This is a genomic window from Pseudomonas sp. PVC-5-1 (assembly GCF_057444345.1).
The window spans coordinates 4,880,124-4,897,691 of sequence record NZ_CM172024.1; the positions used below are offsets into that span (position 1 = coordinate 4,880,124).

At 61.7% G+C, this 17,568-nt stretch carries 21 protein-coding genes; 13 read left to right on the forward strand and 8 right to left on the reverse strand.

Annotated elements, in window-relative coordinates:
• Positions 1 to 58: 58 nt before the first annotated feature.
• Complete coding sequence (locus AC2T3R_RS22340) at positions 59 to 373, forward strand: putative quinol monooxygenase (protein WP_003258316.1); 315 nt, start codon at positions 59 to 61, stop codon at positions 371 to 373.
• Here AC2T3R_RS22340 and AC2T3R_RS22345 read toward each other — a convergent pair.
• Positions 363 to 1,127, reverse strand: a complete 765-nt coding sequence (locus AC2T3R_RS22345; protein WP_486744275.1) for a sulfite exporter TauE/SafE family protein — start codon at positions 1,125 to 1,127, stop codon at positions 363 to 365. The genes AC2T3R_RS22340 and AC2T3R_RS22345 overlap by 11 nt on opposite strands.
• A 77-nt stretch (positions 1,128 to 1,204) precedes the next feature.
• Here AC2T3R_RS22345 and AC2T3R_RS22350 point away from each other — a divergent pair, with 77 nt between their 5' ends.
• The 7 genes from AC2T3R_RS22350 (at position 1,205) to AC2T3R_RS22380 (ending at position 8,205) form a co-directional block, all read left to right on the forward strand.
• Complete coding sequence (locus AC2T3R_RS22350; RefSeq protein WP_486744276.1) at positions 1,205 to 2,086, forward strand: LysR family transcriptional regulator; 882 nt, start codon at positions 1,205 to 1,207, stop codon at positions 2,084 to 2,086.
• 400 nt (positions 2,087 to 2,486) lie between these two features.
• Positions 2,487 to 3,092, forward strand: a complete 606-nt coding sequence (locus tag AC2T3R_RS22355) for a CDP-alcohol phosphatidyltransferase family protein (protein ID WP_039613056.1) — start codon at positions 2,487 to 2,489, stop codon at positions 3,090 to 3,092.
• A gap of 30 nt (positions 3,093 to 3,122) precedes the next feature.
• Positions 3,123 to 4,877, forward strand: a complete 1,755-nt coding sequence (locus tag AC2T3R_RS22360) for a bifunctional alpha/beta hydrolase/class I SAM-dependent methyltransferase (RefSeq protein WP_486744277.1) — start codon at positions 3,123 to 3,125, stop codon at positions 4,875 to 4,877.
• Positions 4,878 to 6,209, forward strand: a complete 1,332-nt coding sequence (locus AC2T3R_RS22365) for a phosphatase PAP2/dual specificity phosphatase family protein (protein ID WP_486744278.1) — start codon at positions 4,878 to 4,880, stop codon at positions 6,207 to 6,209.
• The gene (locus AC2T3R_RS22370; RefSeq protein ID WP_054572783.1) at positions 6,206 to 6,637 is read left to right on the forward strand and encodes a hypothetical protein; all 432 of its coding nucleotides are present in this window, start codon (positions 6,206 to 6,208) and stop codon (positions 6,635 to 6,637) included. Before AC2T3R_RS22365 ends, AC2T3R_RS22370 begins: the two co-directional genes overlap by 4 nt.
• Before the next feature lie 10 nt (positions 6,638 to 6,647).
• Positions 6,648 to 7,271 carry a lysophospholipid acyltransferase family protein gene (locus tag AC2T3R_RS22375; protein WP_215520849.1) on the forward strand — a complete coding sequence of 208 codons (624 nt, stop codon included), beginning with the start codon at positions 6,648 to 6,650 and terminating at the stop codon, positions 7,269 to 7,271.
• A 1-nt stretch (position 7,272) separates the two neighbouring features.
• Positions 7,273 to 8,205 (forward strand): phosphatidate cytidylyltransferase, encoded by a 933-nt coding sequence (locus AC2T3R_RS22380; protein WP_015271818.1) that lies wholly within the window; start codon positions 7,273 to 7,275, stop codon positions 8,203 to 8,205.
• Between the two features lie 18 nt (positions 8,206 to 8,223).
• On the opposite strand, the gene AC2T3R_RS22385 is transcribed toward AC2T3R_RS22380, so the two are convergent.
• From AC2T3R_RS22385 to AC2T3R_RS22395, 3 genes are all read right to left on the reverse strand, one after another.
• A complete protein-coding gene (locus AC2T3R_RS22385; protein ID WP_486744279.1) occupies positions 8,224 to 8,631 on the reverse strand; it encodes a type II toxin-antitoxin system HicB family antitoxin in 408 nt (135 codons plus the stop codon).
• Positions 8,628 to 8,855, reverse strand: coding sequence for a type II toxin-antitoxin system HicA family toxin (locus AC2T3R_RS22390; protein ID WP_003258415.1), 228 nt, complete (start codon positions 8,853 to 8,855; stop codon positions 8,628 to 8,630). Before AC2T3R_RS22390 ends, AC2T3R_RS22385 begins: the two co-directional genes overlap by 4 nt.
• A 196-nt stretch (positions 8,856 to 9,051) precedes the next feature.
• Complete coding sequence (locus tag AC2T3R_RS22395) at positions 9,052 to 9,327, reverse strand: metal/formaldehyde-sensitive transcriptional repressor (RefSeq protein ID WP_061303625.1); 276 nt, start codon at positions 9,325 to 9,327, stop codon at positions 9,052 to 9,054.
• A gap of 70 nt (positions 9,328 to 9,397) precedes the next feature.
• Here AC2T3R_RS22395 and dmeF point away from each other — a divergent pair, with 70 nt between their 5' ends.
• From dmeF to AC2T3R_RS22415, 4 genes are all read left to right on the forward strand, one after another.
• Positions 9,398 to 10,345 carry a CDF family Co(II)/Ni(II) efflux transporter DmeF gene (gene dmeF / locus AC2T3R_RS22400; RefSeq protein ID WP_486744280.1) on the forward strand — a complete coding sequence of 316 codons (948 nt, stop codon included), beginning with the start codon at positions 9,398 to 9,400 and terminating at the stop codon, positions 10,343 to 10,345.
• A gap of 96 nt (positions 10,346 to 10,441) precedes the next feature.
• Entirely contained in the window at positions 10,442 to 10,786 is a 345-nt protein-coding gene (locus AC2T3R_RS22405) for a cupin domain-containing protein (RefSeq protein WP_003258412.1), read from the forward strand.
• A 307-nt stretch (positions 10,787 to 11,093) separates the two neighbouring features.
• Positions 11,094 to 11,582 carry an Hcp family type VI secretion system effector gene (locus AC2T3R_RS22410; protein ID WP_023663075.1) on the forward strand — a complete coding sequence of 163 codons (489 nt, stop codon included), beginning with the start codon at positions 11,094 to 11,096 and terminating at the stop codon, positions 11,580 to 11,582.
• A gap of 10 nt (positions 11,583 to 11,592) precedes the next feature.
• Entirely contained in the window at positions 11,593 to 12,570 is a 978-nt protein-coding gene (locus AC2T3R_RS22415) for a hypothetical protein (protein WP_247846565.1), read from the forward strand.
• Between the two features lie 480 nt (positions 12,571 to 13,050).
• Here the strand turns inward: AC2T3R_RS22415 and mmsB are convergent, their stop codons facing one another.
• Both mmsB and AC2T3R_RS22425 read right to left on the reverse strand, forming a co-directional pair.
• Positions 13,051 to 13,938, reverse strand: coding sequence for a 3-hydroxyisobutyrate dehydrogenase (mmsB, locus tag AC2T3R_RS22420; protein ID WP_015271823.1), 888 nt, complete (start codon positions 13,936 to 13,938; stop codon positions 13,051 to 13,053).
• A 10-nt stretch (positions 13,939 to 13,948) separates the two neighbouring features.
• Positions 13,949 to 15,475, reverse strand: a complete 1,527-nt coding sequence (locus AC2T3R_RS22425; RefSeq protein ID WP_410953172.1) for a CoA-acylating methylmalonate-semialdehyde dehydrogenase — start codon at positions 15,473 to 15,475, stop codon at positions 13,949 to 13,951.
• A 132-nt stretch (positions 15,476 to 15,607) separates the two neighbouring features.
• Between AC2T3R_RS22425 and AC2T3R_RS22430 the strand changes: the two genes are divergently transcribed.
• Entirely contained in the window at positions 15,608 to 16,558 is a 951-nt protein-coding gene (locus tag AC2T3R_RS22430) for a LysR family transcriptional regulator (protein WP_039613063.1), read from the forward strand.
• Positions 16,559 to 16,715: 157 nt separating this feature from the next.
• Here AC2T3R_RS22430 and AC2T3R_RS22435 read toward each other — a convergent pair whose 3' ends face one another.
• Entirely contained in the window at positions 16,716 to 16,967 is a 252-nt protein-coding gene (locus AC2T3R_RS22435; RefSeq protein WP_410953173.1) for a DUF3077 domain-containing protein, read from the reverse strand.
• Position 16,968: 1 nt separating this feature from the next.
• On the reverse strand, positions 16,969 to 17,232 hold the full coding sequence (locus AC2T3R_RS22440; RefSeq protein WP_085720972.1) for a hypothetical protein: 264 nt from the start codon (positions 17,230 to 17,232) through the stop codon (positions 16,969 to 16,971).
• Positions 17,233 to 17,568 lie beyond the last annotated feature (336 nt).

The window sequence follows — 17,568 nt, forward strand, 5'->3', positions numbered from 1 at the left end:
ATCAATAATGCATTATTGCCTTAGAATCTCATCACCTCCCATCACCGAGTAGCGACCCATGAGTGAGCAGTACGCCTTCATCCTCAAAGCCAAGACCCGCCCGGAAATGGCTGAAGCGTTCGAAACCCTGTTCCGCGCTTACGTCGAGCCAAGCCGCCAGGAGCCGGGCTGCATCGAGTACCACATGCTGCGCGACAAGCAGGACCCGAGCCTGTTCGTGTTCTTCGAGGTCTGGGCCGACAAGGCCGCGCTGGATGTGCATTCGGCACTGCCGCACATGACCGCGTTCTTCGAAAAACGCATGGACTACCTGGAACGCGATTTCGACATCCAGATGATCGACATGCTCAGCGCATCAAGCGCTAACCGCTGATCAGCAAATGGCCGCCGAGCGCGGCCAGGCCGATAAAGAAGCACCGTTTGAACAGCGGCGTACTGATGCGCTGACGCAGCCACTGGCCGGCCAGCATGCCGACGAAGGCCGGCGCCAGCATCAGCAGCGAAGCACCCAGCGCCTGGCCACCCAGGGCATGCTGCCCGGCCAGGCCAACGGCCAGGGCCAGGGTCGAAACCGTGAACGACAGGCCCAGGGCCTGGACCATCTGATCCCGATTCAAACCCAGGCTCTGCAGGTAGGGCACAGCCGGTATCACGAACACCCCGGTCGCCGCCGTGACCACGCCCGTGACCAGCCCGCAAAGCGGCGCCAGCCAAGGCTCCCGCCCCGGTGCCAGGCGCAGGCCCGGACCGACCAGCCCGTACAGCGCATACGCCATCAAGGCCGCGCCCAGTGCATGTGCGGCCCAAGGGCCGCTGTTGATCCCCAGCCAGGCGCTGCCCAGCAAGGTACCGACGAAGATCATCGCCAGCATCGGCCACAGGCGTGTCAGCAACCTCCGCAGGTGCCCCCCACTGGCCAGCTGCCAGAGGTTGGTGAGGGTCGAAGGCACAATCAGCAATGCCGCAGCCTGCGCCGGTGACATAGCCAGGCCCAGCAGGCCCATGGCGATTGTCGGCAGGCCGAGGCCGATCACGCCCTTCACCGCGCCGGCCAGCAGGAAAGTCAGTACCACCAGCAGCGACAGCGCTGGGCCAATGTTCTGGTAGTAAGCGAGCAAGGTATTCATGGGCCGATAATGGCGTGCGTCGGCCGGGCTGAAAATCTGCCATATACTCAGCCAGACTCTTGCCAGGACAGAGCCACATGCTTTTCGACCTGATCGACCTCAGGCTGTTCCAGCACACCCTGGAGTGCGGCAACATCACCGCCGGTGCCAGCCGCAGCCATCTTTCGCTGGCAGCAGCCAGTGCGCGGATCCGCGCCATGGAGGCTTCGCTGGGCATCCCTTTGCTGGAACGCAACCGCCGTGGCGTGCAAGCAACTCTGGCCGGCCAGGCACTGCTGCAGCATGCCCGGCTGATATCGCAGCAGGTCGAGCGCCTGCAGTTCGACCTGGGCCAGTACGTTCAAGGGCAGCAAGGCCAGGTGCGCCTGCTGTGCAACACGGCTGCACTCACGGAATACCTGCCGGAGCTGCTGGCCGGCTACCTGGCTGAAAACCCAGGCGTCAGCGTGGATGTGCAGGAGTTGCCGAGCCTGCGCATCGTGCAGTCGATTACCCAGGGCATGGCGGACCTGGGCATAGTTTCGACCGCCGCCCCCAGCGAGCACCTGCAGACCCGGCCGTTTCGCGAAGACCCACTGGTGCTTGTAACGCCGCAGCGCCATCCACTGGCCAGCGAGGTAGCGCCGAGCTTCATCGATAGCCTGGCCCATGGCTATGTCGGCCTGGGTGCCGGCAGTGCACTGGCGTTGTACCTGGAAGAGCAGGCACTGCGCGAGGGGCGGCGCATGCGGGTTCGGGTGCGTGCCGAAGGGTTCGATGGCGTGATCCGCATGGTTGCGGGCGGAGCCGGAGTAGGGATTGTGCCGCTGGCTGCGGTGAAGCGCTGGCAAGGGGTGTTGCCGTTGCACTGGGTGGCGCTGACGGAACCATGGGCCAATCGCCGGTTGCTGGTGTGTGCACGCGATTTTGCGGCATTGCCGGGGTATGCCGCAGGGTTGGTAACCACCCTCACCCGCTGACGAAGTGGATGGCACGGGCTTCGCCCGTGTTCGCGGGTGAACCCGCTCCCACAGGATATGTGGTAGCTCTCGGATGGACGCTATACCTGTGGGAGCGGGCGAGCCCGCGAAGCAGGCACCGCGATTGATGGCACGGGCTTCGCCCGTGTTCGCGGGTGAACCCGCTCCCACAGGATGTGTGGTATCTCTCGGATGGACGCTATACCTGTGGGAGCGGGCGAGCCCGCGAAGCAGGCACCGCGATTGATGGCACGGGCTTCGCCCGTGTTCGCGGGCGGGCCCGCTCCCACAGGATATGTGGTATCTCTCGGATGGACGCTATACCTGTGGGAGCGGGTTTACCCGCGAAGAAGGCTCACACACAATGGCGCCATAACGCCCCACCGAAAAGGACTTTCCAGTGGCATCGATCTACCAGCTCAAACCGCGCTTCCAGGCCATGCTCCGCCCTGCTGTCCAGCGCCTCTACGACCGCGGTGTCACCGCCAACCAGGTCACTGTCGCCGCCGCCCTGCTGTCGATCCTGCTGGGCCTGCTGCTGGCTGCCCTGCCCCATCTCACCTGGCTGTTCATCCTGGTGCCAGTCTGGATGCTGCTGCGCATGGCACTGAACGCTGTCGACGGCATGCTCGCCCGCGAGTTCGGCCAGCAATCCACCCTCGGTGCCTACCTCAACGAACTGTGCGACGTGATCGCCGATGCCGCGCTGTACCTGCCCTTCGCCCTGCTGGCCGGTGTATCGCCAACCTTGGTCGTGCTCGTGGTGCTCAGCGCCACCTTCAGCGAATACGCCGGTGTCATGGGCCCACTGGCCGGTGCTTCACGGCGCTACGATGGCCCAATGGGCAAGAGCGACCGGGCCTTTGCCTTCGGTGTGCTGGGTACCGGTGTCGCCCTAGGCCTGCTGAATGGCACCTGGCTCAACGGCTTGTTGCTGGTCATCCTCGCACTCTCGCTCTATACCCTCTACAACCGGGTTCGCCAGGGGCTGGCCGAAACCCGCTGAGCCCACTGCCGTCGCAAAAGGATGTCGACCATGCGCCAAGCGCAAGCGCTGCACTTCTCCACCCATGACGGCATCGAGCTGCATTACCGTCACTGGCCTGCCACGCGTAACCAACACCAGCCACGCCGGGCCGTGGTGATGTTCCATCGCGGCCACGAACACGGCGGGCGCATGGCACACCTGGCCGACGAGCTGGACATGCCGGGCTACGATTTCTTCGCCTGGGATGCCCGCGGCCACGGCCATTCGCCGGGCGCGCGTGGCGACAGCCCGGGCTTCGCCACCAGCGTGCGCGATGTGCAGACCTTCATCGAGCACATCCAGGCCAGCCATGGCATCGCCGAACAGGACCTGGTGGTGCTTGCGCAGAGCGTAGGGGCCGTGCTCGTCGCCACCTGGGCCCACGACTACGCGCCCAAGGTGCGCTGCCTGGTGCTGGCCTCGCCAGCGTTCAAGGTCAAACTGTATGTGCCGTTCGCCCGCACCGGCCTGAAACTGCTGAAAGCCTTGCGCGGAAACTTCTTCGTAAACAGCTACGTCAAGCCCCGCCTGCTCACCCACGACCCCGAACGGGTCATGTCGTACGTGGCCGACCCGCTGATCAGCCGGCCGATTTCGGTAACCATGCTGCTGGGCCTGTACGAAGCCGCCGACCGGATGGTGGCGGATGCCCAGGCCATTCAGTTGCCAACCCAGCTGCTGGTGTCCGGTGCCGACTTCGTGGTCGAACGCCAACCGCAGGAACGCTTCTTCGAACGCCTGGGCAGTGCGCGCAAGGAAATGCACATCCTGCCAGGCTTTTTCCACGACACCCTTGGCGAGCGTGACAGGGCCCATGCCTTGCGGCGCATCGAGCGGTTTGTCGAACATTGCTTCGCCAGCCCCGCCGCCCTGCCGTCACTGCTCGATGCCGACAAGACCGGCGCCAGCTGCGCCGAAGCCGAAAGCCTGGCCGCACCGCTGCCGCGCAACTCACCCCGCGACCTTTACTGGCGTGCTACCCGTGCCGGGCTGCGGCTGGGCAAGGGGCTGTCCGAAGGTGTGAAGCTGGGTTTCGAGACCGGTTTCGACTCGGGCAGTACCCTGGACTACGTGTACCGCAACCAGCCGACCGGCAAAGGCAAGCTCGGCCGCCTGATCGACCAGAACTACCTCGACGCCATCGGCTGGCGTGGCATCCGCCAGCGCAAGCTGCACGTAGAGGAACTGCTGCGCCTGGCCATCGTCCGCCTGCGCGAACAGCAGCGGCCGGTGCACATCGTCGATATCGCCGCCGGCCATGGCCGCTACATTCTCGAGGCCCTGCAGGAGCTCGAACAGCTGCCGGATTCGATCCTGCTGCGTGACTACAGCGAACTGAACGTGCAGCAAGGCAGCGCACTGATTGCAGAAAAGGGCCTGGCCGACATCGCCCGCTTCGTCCAGGGCGATGCCTTCGACCGCCAGAGCCTGGCCACCCTGGAACAACCACCGACCTTGGCCGTGGTCTCCGGCCTGTACGAACTGTTCGCCAGCAACCAGTTGGTAGGCAACTCGCTGGCCGGCCTGGCGGATGCGCTGGAAGATGGCGGCTATTTGGTCTACACCGGCCAGCCGTGGCACCCGCAACTGGAAATGATCGCCCGCGCCCTCACCAGCCACCGCGGCGGGGAGGCCTGGGTCATGCGTCGCCGCAGCCAGGCCGAAATGGACCAGCTGGTAGAAGCGGCGGGGTTCCGCAAGCTGGCCCAACGCATCGATGAATGGGGCATTTTCAGCGTCAGCCTGGCACAACGGGTGCGCTGAATGAGCCCATCACGCGAGCCCCGGCTGATCCGCCGAGGCGTGTTCTGGCTTCTGTTGCTGGGGCCGCTGTTTTTCCTCAGTTACGGGATGGCGAACAACCATACCGCCGGGCGCAGTGATGTCGGCAGCCTGGTGTTCGGCTGGGAAAGCCGCATGCCGTTGTGGCCGTGGACGATCATCCCGTACTGGTCGATCGACCTGCTCTACGGTTTGTCCTTCCTGCTGCCACGCACGCGCCAGGAAATGGACCGGCACGCGCTGGCGCTGCTCACCGCGCAGCTGATCAGCGTCAGCTGCTTCCTGCTCTGGCCGCTGCGTTTCACCTTCGAGCGGCCGGAACTGGGCGGGGTGTTCGGCTGGATGTTCGATGTGCTCATGGGCTTCGACAAGCCGTTCAACCAGGCACCGTCGCTGCATATTGCCCTGCTGGTGATCATCTGGACGATGTTTGCCCGGCACGTGCAGCGCCAGCCCTGGCGTTGGCTGATGCATGGCTGGATGGCACTGATCGGGGTCTCGGTACTGACCACCTGGCAGCACCATTTCGTCGACGTGCCGACAGGGGCATTGGCGGGGTTCGTCTGCGTCTGGTTGTGGCCACATCAAGGGCAACTGCCCTGCCAGCAAGTGCGCCTTGTGCGGGATGCCAAGCGTTGGCGGTTGGCGTTGTTCTATACAGTGGGTGGGCTGCTGTGCGCAGTGCCTGCCGTTGCGTTGGGCGGCGCCTGGCTGTGGTTGACCTGGCCGGCCGTGTCGCTGGCTTTGGTGGCGCTGAACTATGGCGTGCTCGGTGCGGGCGGGTTCCAGAAAGGCGCCGATGGGCGCTTGTCGAATGCAGCCAGCTGGCTGCTGGCACCGTACCTGATTGGGGCGTGGGTCAACTCGCGGTTGTGGACATGGCGGCACCCGCAGGCGGATGAAGTGTGTGATGGCGTCTACCTTGGGCGGATTCCTGGGTGTGACGCGCAGTTCGCTGCGGTAGTCGATTTGTGCGCAGAGCTACCGTGCCATGTTCAGGACAGCGCTCCTACACAGGTCGCGTCCGCCGTTGGCTACGCATGTTTTCCTACCCTGGACCTGATCGCCCCGGAAAGCCCATTGCTGCACCAAGCCGCCGTCGCCATCGAACGCCTGCGCTCGCAAGGCCCGGTGCTGGTCTGCTGCGCCCTGGGCTATTCGCGCAGCGCCAGCGCCGTGGCAGCCTGGCTGGTACTCACGGGCCGCTGCAGTGATGCTCGCCAGGCCGAAGCGCTGATCCGCAAGGCCCGCCCTGGCGTGGTGCTGCACAGCGCACACCGCCAGGCCTTGCAACAGCTAGGGACACAACCATGACGCTGTACGTGGTGGCCAGCCTGCTGGGCTGTGGCAAACAACTGGAACGCCTGTCGGACGGCCTCACCCTGCTGGCCCTGGCCTACGGCCTGGCGCCCTTGCTGGGTGCCCAGTTGCAACCGCTGGCCAGCCTGCTGTGCATTGCGCTGCTGGTACTAGGCGTGCTGCACAAGTACTGGGCCATCCGTGTGGCCATCGATGCCCAATTGTTCGCCCGCCTCGCCGCCAGCCGCGACCTGGCGGCGGACACCCAGGCCCTGGACCACGCACTGTTCGAGCTGAAACTCAAACCGCAGGCCGCCGACACCCGAGCATGGCCTGCCCGTAGCCGGGCCGCGCTGACCCTGTTACGCCGCCAGGCAGTGTGCCTGGGCCTGCAGCTGTCGCTGGCCTTGGCTACCCTGCTGACACTGCCTTTGAAGGGATGACTACCGATCCATGCTCGCCAACCTGACCGCCTACCTCATCACTTCCGCCGCCCGCCTGATCACCGGCGCCCGCGCCCTGTGGCTGGGCTGCACGCCGCTGCCGGTGCAGCGCCTGTATTTCGCCAACCACAGCAGCCATGGTGATTTCGTACTGCTGTGGGCCTCGCTGCCGCAGCCGCTGCGCAAGCGTACCCGTCCGGTAGCCGGTGCCGATTACTGGGCCAAGCCGGGCATTCGCGATTTTCTTATCCGCAAGGTCTTCAACGGTGTGCTGATCAACCGGCAACACAGCCCCGGCCAGGGCAGCCCGTTGCAGCCGATCCTCGAAGCAGTGGCCCAGGGCGACTCGCTGATCTTTTTCCCGGAGGGCACTCGCAATCTCGGCGACGAGCCGCTGATGCCGTTCAGGAGCGGACTGTACCACTTGGCAGCAGCCAACCCCGAAGTCGAACTGGTGCCGGTATGGATCGCCAATCTCAACCGGGTGATGCCCAAGGGGCGCGCCCTGCCGTTGCCGTTGTTGTGCACATTGAGCTTTGGCGAGCCGCTGCACCTGCAGGCGGATGAAAGCAAGCAAGCCTTTCTCGAGCGGGCCAGCCAGGCCCTGCTGAACCTGGCCCCCAAGGATGCCTGAGATGGACGACAACACACTTTCCCTGTTTGCCGGCATCGGCGCCCTGCTGCTGCTCGCCAGCGTGATCGGCCGCCTGCTCAAATGGCGCGCCGGCCCGGCACCGCACGCGGTGATCGACAACCTCAACGCCCGCATCAACGCCTGGTGGGTGATGGTGCTGGTGATCGGCATCGCCTTCCTGTTCGGCAAGTACGGCGTGATCGTGCTGTTCTACGGCGTGTCGTTCTATGCTTTGCGCGAGTTCATGACGCTCACCCCGACCCGGCGCAGCGACTACCCGGCACTGGTGGCGGCGTTCTATGTGGCACTGCCGGTGCAGTACGTGCTGATCGCCATGGACTGGTACGGGTTGTTCAGTATCTTCATCCCGGTGTACCTGTTCCTGTTGCTGCCGATCCTGGCCAGCTTCGGCGGCGACACCACGCGCTTTCTCGAGCGCGCCTCGAAGGTGCAGTGGGGGCTGATGATCGCGGTGTACTGCGTGTCGTCGGTGCCGGCATTGATGACCCTGGACATCCCGGGTTACGAGGGCCGCAACCTGCTGCTGATTGCCTGGCTGATCCTTGTGGTGCAGATCAGCGACGTGCTGCAGTACGTGTGTGGCAAGCTGTTCGGCAAGCATAAGGTAGCGCCCAACCTGTCGCCATCCAAGACCGTCGAAGGCCTGGCCGGCGGTGTGGCACTGGCCACCCTGATCGGCGCCCTGCTGTGCTGGATCACCCCGTTCACCTTCTGGCAGGCCGCGCTGATGGCGTTGGCGGTGAACGCCATGGGCTTCTTCGGCGGGCTGGTGATGTCGGCGATCAAGCGCGACCGTGGGGTGAAGGACTGGGGGCACATGATCGAAGGCCACGGCGGCATGCTCGACCGCATGGATTCGGTGTGCTTTGCCGCGCCGGTGTTCTTCCACTTTGTGCGGTATTGGTGGGCGTAGCGAAAGTGAGCCTACCGATTAGTGCGAAAGGGCCAACTCTCGCAGTGCAGCCGAAGCCAGAAAACCGGAGCGGGACGCATAGCGATGATCACGCTTCACTTTTTCGTCGATTCGTTGAAGCAGGTTTTCCGGCAGCGTTGCATTGAAGCGAACCGCCTTACCCAGGTACGGGGTGACATCAAAATCCACAACGGCCCAGACCCCGCCTTCATAGTCAGGGTTTGCCACATGGACGTCGACTTCCTGTGCCTGCGGCAATGCCTCGTTATCTGCGACCAACCCTTCAAAATGTAGTGCCAGCGCTTCCTGAACATTCTCCAGTGCTTTTGCAAAAGTGGCACCGGCGCTGAAGCAACCGGGCACATCAGGTACGGTCACGCCGTAGTCCGAGTCGGCGTCTTTGTGCAATACGACCGGGAATTTCATTGACTACCTCCGTTGATGCTCGTGCTGGCAGTGCCGTTGGCTTGTATCAAGCCAGCCTGCTTCAAGATGCTGCGTACTGTGCCCTTGGGGAGCTCACTCTTGGGATGAGGAACCGTGACTCGCCCCCTTTTTGTCGGGTGCCTGAACTGGTAATGACTACCTTTCACATCAACCTGGTACCAGCCGTCGGCTTCAATAAGCTGGATAACTTCACGACTGCGCATTCATTCTTCCTCGGCAGTCGATGTGTATCATACACACCGAATTGACCAGAACAAAGCGCACTACACACTATGCACACGTGTCGCGACCAGCGGACAGATTGGATGGCAAAGTAGGAACATGCCTTCTGACACGCAGGAAATCAGCAAGTACCATTGGGTACCAATACCCCCCTAGGGTATCGGTACCGCCGGTCTGCTACTTGAGGTACGACCGCAGCAACATCGCCACCTTGTCCGCCTCGTCCTGCCGCTCCTCGGCACTCAGCCCGTCCGCCACCAGGTGTTCGCGGATATGCCCTTCCATCACTTCGGCCATCAGCCCGTTCACCGCACCGCGCACGGCGGCGATCTGCTGCAGTATCGACAGGCAGTCCTTGTCCTGCTCCAGCGCTGTCTCCAGGGCGGCGGCCTGGCCTTTGATCTTGCGCACCCGGGTCAGCAGCTGCTTCTTGCTCTTCAGGGTATGTGCCATTGGGTTTCACACCATGCTAGGTATACTGGGGTATAGTATATTTCTCGACGTTCCGGGAGCATGATAAACCATGGCGACACAAACCTCAGACCGCTGGCAGCACAGCCACCAGTTCCATACCAGCAACCTGAGCGCCGAGCGCAAGACGCGCCTGGCCGTGTGGCTGACCGCGGTGATGATGGTGGCGGAAATTACCGGGGGCTGGTTCTTCAATTCCATGGCGTTGCTGGCCGACGGCTGGCACATGAGCTCCCACGCCCTGGCCCTGGGCCTGTCGCTGCTGGCCTATGCCGCCGCGCGGCGTTATGCCGGCGACCGGCGCTTTGCCTTCGGCACCTGGAAGATCGAGATTCTCGGCGGCTACTCCAGCGCCCTGCTGTTGCTGGGCGTGGCCGGGCTGATGGCATTCCAGTCGGTGGAGCGCCTGCTGGCACCGGGGCCGATCCACTATGACGAGGCGATCTTCATCGCCGCCGTGGGCCTGGCCGTCAACCTGATCTGCGCCTGGCTGCTGCGTGACGACCATCACCATCACGATCATCACCACCATGGCCACGACCATCACCATGACCATGACCATGGCCACCATCACCACGACCTGAACCTGCGCTCGGCCTACCTGCACGTGATGGCCGACGCCGCGACCTCGGTGCTGGCTATCGTCGCCCTGCTGGCCGGCAAGTACTGGGGCGCCGGCTGGCTCGACCCGGTCATGGGCCTGGTCGGTGCGCTGCTGGTGGCGCTGTGGGCCCGCGGGCTGCTGCGCGATACCGGGCGAGTGCTGCTGGATGCGGAGATGGACGCGCCGGTAGTGGAGGAAATCCGCGCGGTGGTCGTGCAGCTGCCGGTGCCGGCCAGCATCACCGACCTGCACGTGTGGCGCGTGGGCAAGGACCAGTACGCCTGCATTCTCGGCCTGGCCGCCCGGGCCGAACTCAGCGCCGACAGCGTGCGCCAGGCCTTGGGCGTACACGAAGAACTGGCGCACATCACCGTCGAGGTCAACCGCCTGGCATAGCGCGACCAGACAGCTGGACGTCGAGCCCAGGCAACTGCGGCTCGGCCAATGGCCCTATGGTGACGAGTCATTCAGCCAGTCACCAGGAGTTGTGCCATGTCCGATTTCATCACCGTCCTGCGCGAAACCTGCCCGACGCCGGTCGTGGACGCCACCAAGTGGAAGCGCATCGGCGGCGATCCGCACACCGTCAACCTCAACGCCTACCTGTCGGCCGACGGCAGCAAGATCATGGGCACCTGGATCTGCACCCCGGGCAAGTTCGAGGTCAACTACGAGAAGTGGGAGTTCTGCCACTTCCTCGATGGCTACTGCATCATCACCCCGGAAGGCGAAGAGCCGAAGCACCTGAAAGCGGGTGATGTGTTCGTGATCGAACCGGGGATGAAAGGCACCTGGGAAGTGGTCGAGACCGTGCGCAAGTACTTTGTCTTTGCTTGATTCATAAGCGGACCTTGGTTTGGGTCATGTGGGATGAGTGAAAATTCCCACATGACTCTGCTCGCAATTCAACATGATGAATAAGGCAACCAGAAGTTAAGTAAACATCATCCTACTGCAAGGGTAACAGTTACATTTTTTGACATATAATTTCAGCTTTCCCCCTTCATTTGTAGTCCATTTCTGAACTGCACCTCTTCATTCCCTGAAGTATTGCCCCCGACTCATCGCAGGCCTAGGCTCTGCAAATCAGCCGGGTCACCGGGCAGCAATACCCAATTGATTCAATTGTCAGGGAGAAGAAAACATGGCTTTCGACGCCTACATTCAGATCGACAACATTCCAGGTGAAGCACTGGACGCGCAATACAGTAAATGGATCGAAGTGCTTGGCTACGATTTCGGCGTCAGCCAAAGCACATCTGCCACTGCAAGTTCTACTGGCGGAGCCACTTCCGGCCGTACCTCTGTCACCAACTTCACTTTCACCAAATACCTCGACAGTGCCAGTTGCAAACTGATGGAAGCCAGTTGCACCGGGCAGCACCTCAAGGAAGTGAAACTGGCACTCTGCCGCGCGGGTGGTGACAAACTCAAGTACTACGAAATAATCCTCGAGGAAGTGATCATCGCCGAATATTCGCAGAGCGTGGACACCGGCGTACCGCTTGAAGTAGTGCAGCTCAACTACGGCCGGATCAAGACCACCTATACCCAGCAGCGGCGCATTGATGGCGCCGGTGGCGGCAATATCGCCGGCGGCTGGGACCGGATCGGCAACAAGAAATACGCGTAAGGACAAGGCTATGTCTGAAGCCCGGGCGTTTCTCAATCTCAAGCTGCAAAACTATCATAGGCTGAAATCCGACCTGGCGCTGACCGGTCATTCCCTGGAAAAGTTTGACGTGCTGAATTCGCACATCGCCAATACTGTGGTCCGTAGCGGTGAACTTATCATCATCGGCGATCCCACCACGGCTTCCTGCACCAGCCAGGAAGCCTGGATGATGAGACAGGCGACGATTGCGCACATGGGGCTGATGCGCAACGGCCAAGGTGTGGATAACTTTTTCCTGGACAATTTCGAGACCTTGAAGAGCCTCATCGCGCATGCATCTGTGGGCGCTGGTGTAGTCAGTGAAGGGTGGAGCAAGCACCTGAAAGCTATCGAGGCCACCTTGATGGATATCGAGAAGCTGCATCAACAGCATCTCGGGTCAGGGGCCATGGAGGCTCGCGATCAGTTCTATGCAAAGCGTGCCGTCTTGTTCATGAAGTTGGATGAGCAGCTGAACAAGCTGGCGGCTTACGGTTCCGGGATAAGGAACAAGGGCTCGATCAAAAGGACGCTGGGGATATCCACAAAGAGTTATTTGCATACCGGCGAGATTGCAGGATATGCCAACAAAGTCTCAGGCGTGGCGACGGCTGCTAATTTGATCAAGAAAGGAACGTATGTAGGGATTGCATTAGACGTCGCTGCCACGGGCCTGGAGATACATAAAGCCTGTACGCTCGGACGCGAGGAGGAATGCAAAAAGGCGCAGTATGTCGAGGTTAGTTCATTAACCTTGGGTTTGTTGGGTACTACTGCTGGGGCAGCCAGTGGCAAGCTTATTCTTGGTGCTGCTTGCAGCGTGGTGTTTGGCGTAGCGACAGGTGGAACCGGAGCACTCGCTTGTGGGATATTCGGCGGTACAGTGGGGGGAATGGCAGGCGGAAAATTTGGGAATGAAGCAGGCGCCTGGGCTGGGGAACTTCTATACGAGGCAGTCGCAAAATGACAATCATGCACTGGATTTTTTTAGTCTACAGCATGACAGTCACAACTTTACTTTTCTTGAACCTGGCATTAACAATATATATCGCTCATCGCAAAATTGATTACATTGAAGGACTTTTATTAAATTGCAATGCAATAACCGGTGAAAAAAAACTCTGGCTACATGCTGGCTTGATGGGAAAATTCTTTCGACTAACGAATATATCATTCATACTGCTCATTCCTAAAATCTATGCACGAAAAAACCTCATTGACATCAAGGAAATAAATAATCTACCTTCAAAAATCAAGACCCTCCTAATCTTCATAGGCTCCTCGCTTTTGATATTGACTATCGCATTTTTTGGTTTGGGAATTTTCATGTATTACTTACCCCCCTTGCCTAAATAATGCTCAAAAAACATCGCAGTACGGGCCCCCTCCCCTCTGGTGCGCAGTTACAGAGGGAAGGCCGCCCGGCCCGCGATAAAGTCCTCGCTCGTCAATCCTTCTTGCGGTAACCCTCGACGATCGCCGAGAAGTCCTTGCCACCCTCGCCGCGCAGGCTCATGGCCTGGTACAGCTGCTGGGCCACGGCCCCCAGGATCACCGGTTGATGCGCCTGGCGTGCAGCCTCGGTGGCCAGCCCCAGGTCCTTGAGCATCAGCTCGGCGCCAAAGCCACCGGTATAGCCACGCGATGCCGGCGCGGTTTCGATGATGCCCGGCCACGGGTTGTAGGTGTCCGAGCTCCAGCAACGCCCGGTCGAACTGTTGATGATGCCGGCCAGCACCTTGGTGTCGATGCCCAGCGCGTTGCCCAGGGCCATGGCCTCGGACACGCCGATCATCGAGATACCCAGCAGCAGGTTGTTGCAGATCTTGGCGATCTGCCCGGTGCCGACTTCACCGCAGTGCACGATGTTGCGGCCCATCTGCTCCAGTACCGGCTTGAGGGTGGCAAACAGCTCGGTGCTGGCACCGACCATGAAGGTCAGGGTGCCTGCCGCCGCGCCGCCGGTGCCACCGGACACCGGTGCATCGCCCATGTCCACGCCCTTGGCCGCTGCGGCCTTGGACACATCACGCGCCGTCTGCGGGTCGATGGTGCTGCAATCCACGGTCGGAGTGCCGGGGCGAATGCCCGCCAGCACACCGTCTTCGTTCAGGTACACGCTGCGCACATGGGCAGCAGCCGGCAGCATGGTGATCACCAGCTCGCTGTTGGCCGCCGCGTCCTTGGGCGACGGGCTGACCTGCCCGCCCAGTTCTGCCAGCTCGGCCAGCACAGCCTTGTTCAGGTCGAACAGGTTCAGTTGGTGCCCGGCCTTGATCAGGTTGCGGGCCATGGGTGCGCCCATGTTGCCCAGGCCAATGAATGCGATACGCATGACTCTCTCCTTAGCGCAGGCTGATGGTGGTGTTCACACCATCGTTGACACTGTCGTCATCGAACCAGCGGGCGGTGACGGTCTTGGTCTGAGTGTAGAACTGCACCACTTGCTTGCCGTACGGGCCGAGGTCGCCGAGCTTGGAGCCACGCGAGCCGGTGAAGCTGAAGAACGGTACCGGTACCGGGATCGGGATGTTGATACCGACCTGGCCGATGTCGATTTCGCTCTGGAACTTACGCGCTGCCGCGCCGCTCTGGGTGAACAGGCCGGTACCGTTACCGAACGGGTTGGCGTTGACCAGGGCGATGGCCTCGTCGAGGGTGTCGACCTCCAGGGTCACCAGCACCGGGCCGAAGATTTCCTGGGTGTAAACCTGCATGTCGGTCTTCACGCCCGAGAACAGGGTCGGGCCAATGAAGTTGCCTTGCTCGTAGCCCGGTACCGTGACGTCACGGCCGTCGAGTTCCAGCTTGGCGCCTTCCTTGATGCCGCTTTCGATCAGGCCCAGCACACGCTCCTTGGCGCGTTTGGAGACCACAGGACCGACATCGGTGCCTGGCTCGCAGCCGGCATTGACCTTGAGCTTGCTGGCCGCTTCCTTGATATCCGGCAGCCATTCACGGGCCTTGCCCACCAACACAGCCACCGAGGTGGCCATGCAGCGCTGGCCCGCTGCGCCGAAGGCGGCACCGACCAGCGCGTTGACGGTTTGCGTGCGGTTGGCATCAGGCAGCACCACCGCGTGGTTCTTGGCGCCCATCATCGATTGCACGCGCTTGCCGTGCTGGCTGCCCAGGTTGTACACGTGGGTGCCCACTTCGGTGGAGCCGACGAAGGAAATCGCCTTGATGTCCTGGTGGGTGCAAATGGCATCCACCACTTGCTTGCCGCCGTGCACCACGTTGAGCACGCCAGCCGGTATGCCGGCTTCCAGCGCCAGTTCGACCAGCAGCATGGTCGACAGCGGGTCCTGCTCGGACGGCTTGAGCACGAAGGTGTTGCCGCAGACGATGGCCATGGGGAACATCCACAGCGGGATCATCGCCGGGAAGTTGAACGGGGTGATGCCAGCGCATACGCCGATCGGCTGGCGCAGGGTGTAGGTATCGACGCCGCCGGCAACGTTCTCGGCGAATTCGCCCATCTGCAGGGTGCCGATGGAGGCGGCGTGCTCGACCACTTCCAGGCCGCGGAAGATATCGCCTTCGGCGTCGGCCAGGGTCTTGCCCTGCTCGGCACTGAGGACTTGGGCGATGCGTTTGGTGTTTTCGCGGATAAGCGCCTGCAGCTTGAGCATGATGCGCATGCGCGCGCCGATCGGCGTGTTACGCCAGGTCTGGAAGGCACGGTGGGCAGCGGCCACGGCTGCGTCGACTTCTTCGACGGTGGCGAACGGTACGCGCGCCAGCACCTCTTGGGTAGCCGGGTTGACGATGTCGCGCCATTCGGTGGTCTTGGACTCGACCCATTGGCCGTCGATCAGCAGCTTGACCTGCTCGATTTTGGTCTGGTTAGGGGATTGCGGTGCGTTCATCTGCGTTCTCCTTGGAATTATTGTCGGGACGAGATCGCCATTGCCGGGCAAACGCGAGGTGGCGTCCTGAGGCTTGTTTCGAGTATAGATGTGCAAACATCCAACAAGAACGCACAAAAAAACCGGATCATCATGCAAAAAGACCTCACATCCCTGAGCGCGCTCAACTGGGACGACCTGAAGTTCTTCCTTGAAGTGGCGCGTACGCGCAAGGCCAGCAGCGCCGCCAAGCGCCTGAGCGTGGACTACACCACTGTGTCGCGGCGCATCAGCTCGCTGGAGGGGGCGCTGGGCACCTTGCTGTTCGAGAAATCCCGGACCAACGGCTTTGTCCTCACCGCCGAGGGCCAGCGCTTGCTGGGCTATGCCGAGTCGATCGAGAGCACGCTGCACATGGCCTGCGAGCAGGTATCCGGGTCGGGCGTGGCGTTGTCGGGGCATGTGCGCATGGGCTGCACCGAAGGCTTCGGCAGCTTCTTCGTCACCCCGCAGCTAAGCCACTTCGTCGATGCCTACCCGGCGATTTCGGTGGATATCCTGCCGCTGCCGCACTTCATCAGTCTGTCCAAGCGCGAGGCGGACATCGTCATCGCCCTGGAGCGGCCGGAGCATGGGCCTTATGTGTGCTGCAAGCTGTGCGACTACCGCTTGCGGCTGTACGCGACCCAGGACTACCTGGACCGCCATGCACCGATCAACCAGATCGCGGACCTGGCCAGGCACCCGTTCATCAGCTACGTGGACGACCTGGCGTTCAGTTCGGAGCTGCTGTACCTGGCCAACCTGATCCCCAGCGCCAGCGCGCATTTGCGCAGTACCAGCGTGATTGCGCAGTACACGGCAGCGTTACAGGGGCGTGGGCTGGCGATCTTGCCGTGCTTCCTGGCGGCGCAGGACCCGCGGCTGGTGACGGTGTTGCCGGAGGAGATCGAGGTGACACGGCAGTTCTGGATGTATTGCCGGGAGGATTTGAGGAAGTTGAAGCGGATTACGCTGCTCTGGGACTACATTCGCGGGGTGACGGAAGCGAATGCACCGTTGTTGATGGGTGAGACGCGGGAGATGCGCTTTGCTCAGGAATGAGGGGCTGCTGCGTAGCCCATCGCCGGCAAGCCAGCTCCCACAAGGTCTGCGCCGGATTCAAGGCATGCGCAGGACCTGTAGGAGCGGGCGTACCCGCGAACACCGGCGCAGCCGGTGCCAGTCACTTGAGCAAGGGCCGCGTCGCGGCCCTATCCCTTCAGCTCATTCTTCTGGACATTCCTAGCTCCATATCATCAATCAACGCTTTCGCCATCTCACTGAGAATGCGCGCGGCACTGCCTGCAATCCGGTCATTCTCCATCTCTGCCTCTGTCGTGAGGTGGCGAATACAGCCAAGCAGCACAGACAAATGCGTGAAGGCATGGCTGAATGGCACGTTTGGCTGCAAGCGGAACAGATCGAAGGTTTCCATACCCGCTGTCGAGGAGTTTCTTGGATCATCGCTCATATCATTGCTCCCTGATGCGGGTGCTGGTGTGGTCCGTCAGAGCGTGAATTGCTCGACACAGTAGGCGAATGTTCATGCCCATGGCGTCCTGTATAAGGCCGGGGCCGCTGTCGATCAGTACGGTAGTGGTGTGATCCACGGTAAGAATCAGAGCACTGAGCAGCTGATCACATTCTTCTATGCTCGGAGGATCTTGAAGTGAGAGATTGGGTGGGTCGAGTTGCAGAAGGGCTGAGGCGTGTGGATCGGAGACGAGCTTTTTCATAATAGAGTTCCCCTGAACGACATGAGTACCGGCCCGGCCGAGGCCGGGCCGCGCACAACCGCCATGAGCGGTGCGAATTCATGAATTTCGGGGTCTCAAGCCCGGTCACCTGGAAAGGCGACCCAAGGACGTTATCTCAGGAGGACTTCCCCGCCTATGTGGCGGCTTCTGACTGGCGTGTAGGATAATTCGCCATGTGAGGTGAACTGAAGCAATTGGCTTCAGGTTCGGAAATTTCTTACAGGCAGATGGCCCTGGCGAGGGCTGCGCCCTCGATCGCAGGCAAGCCAGCTCCCACAAGATCTGCGCTGGATTCAAGACAGGCGCTGCACCTGT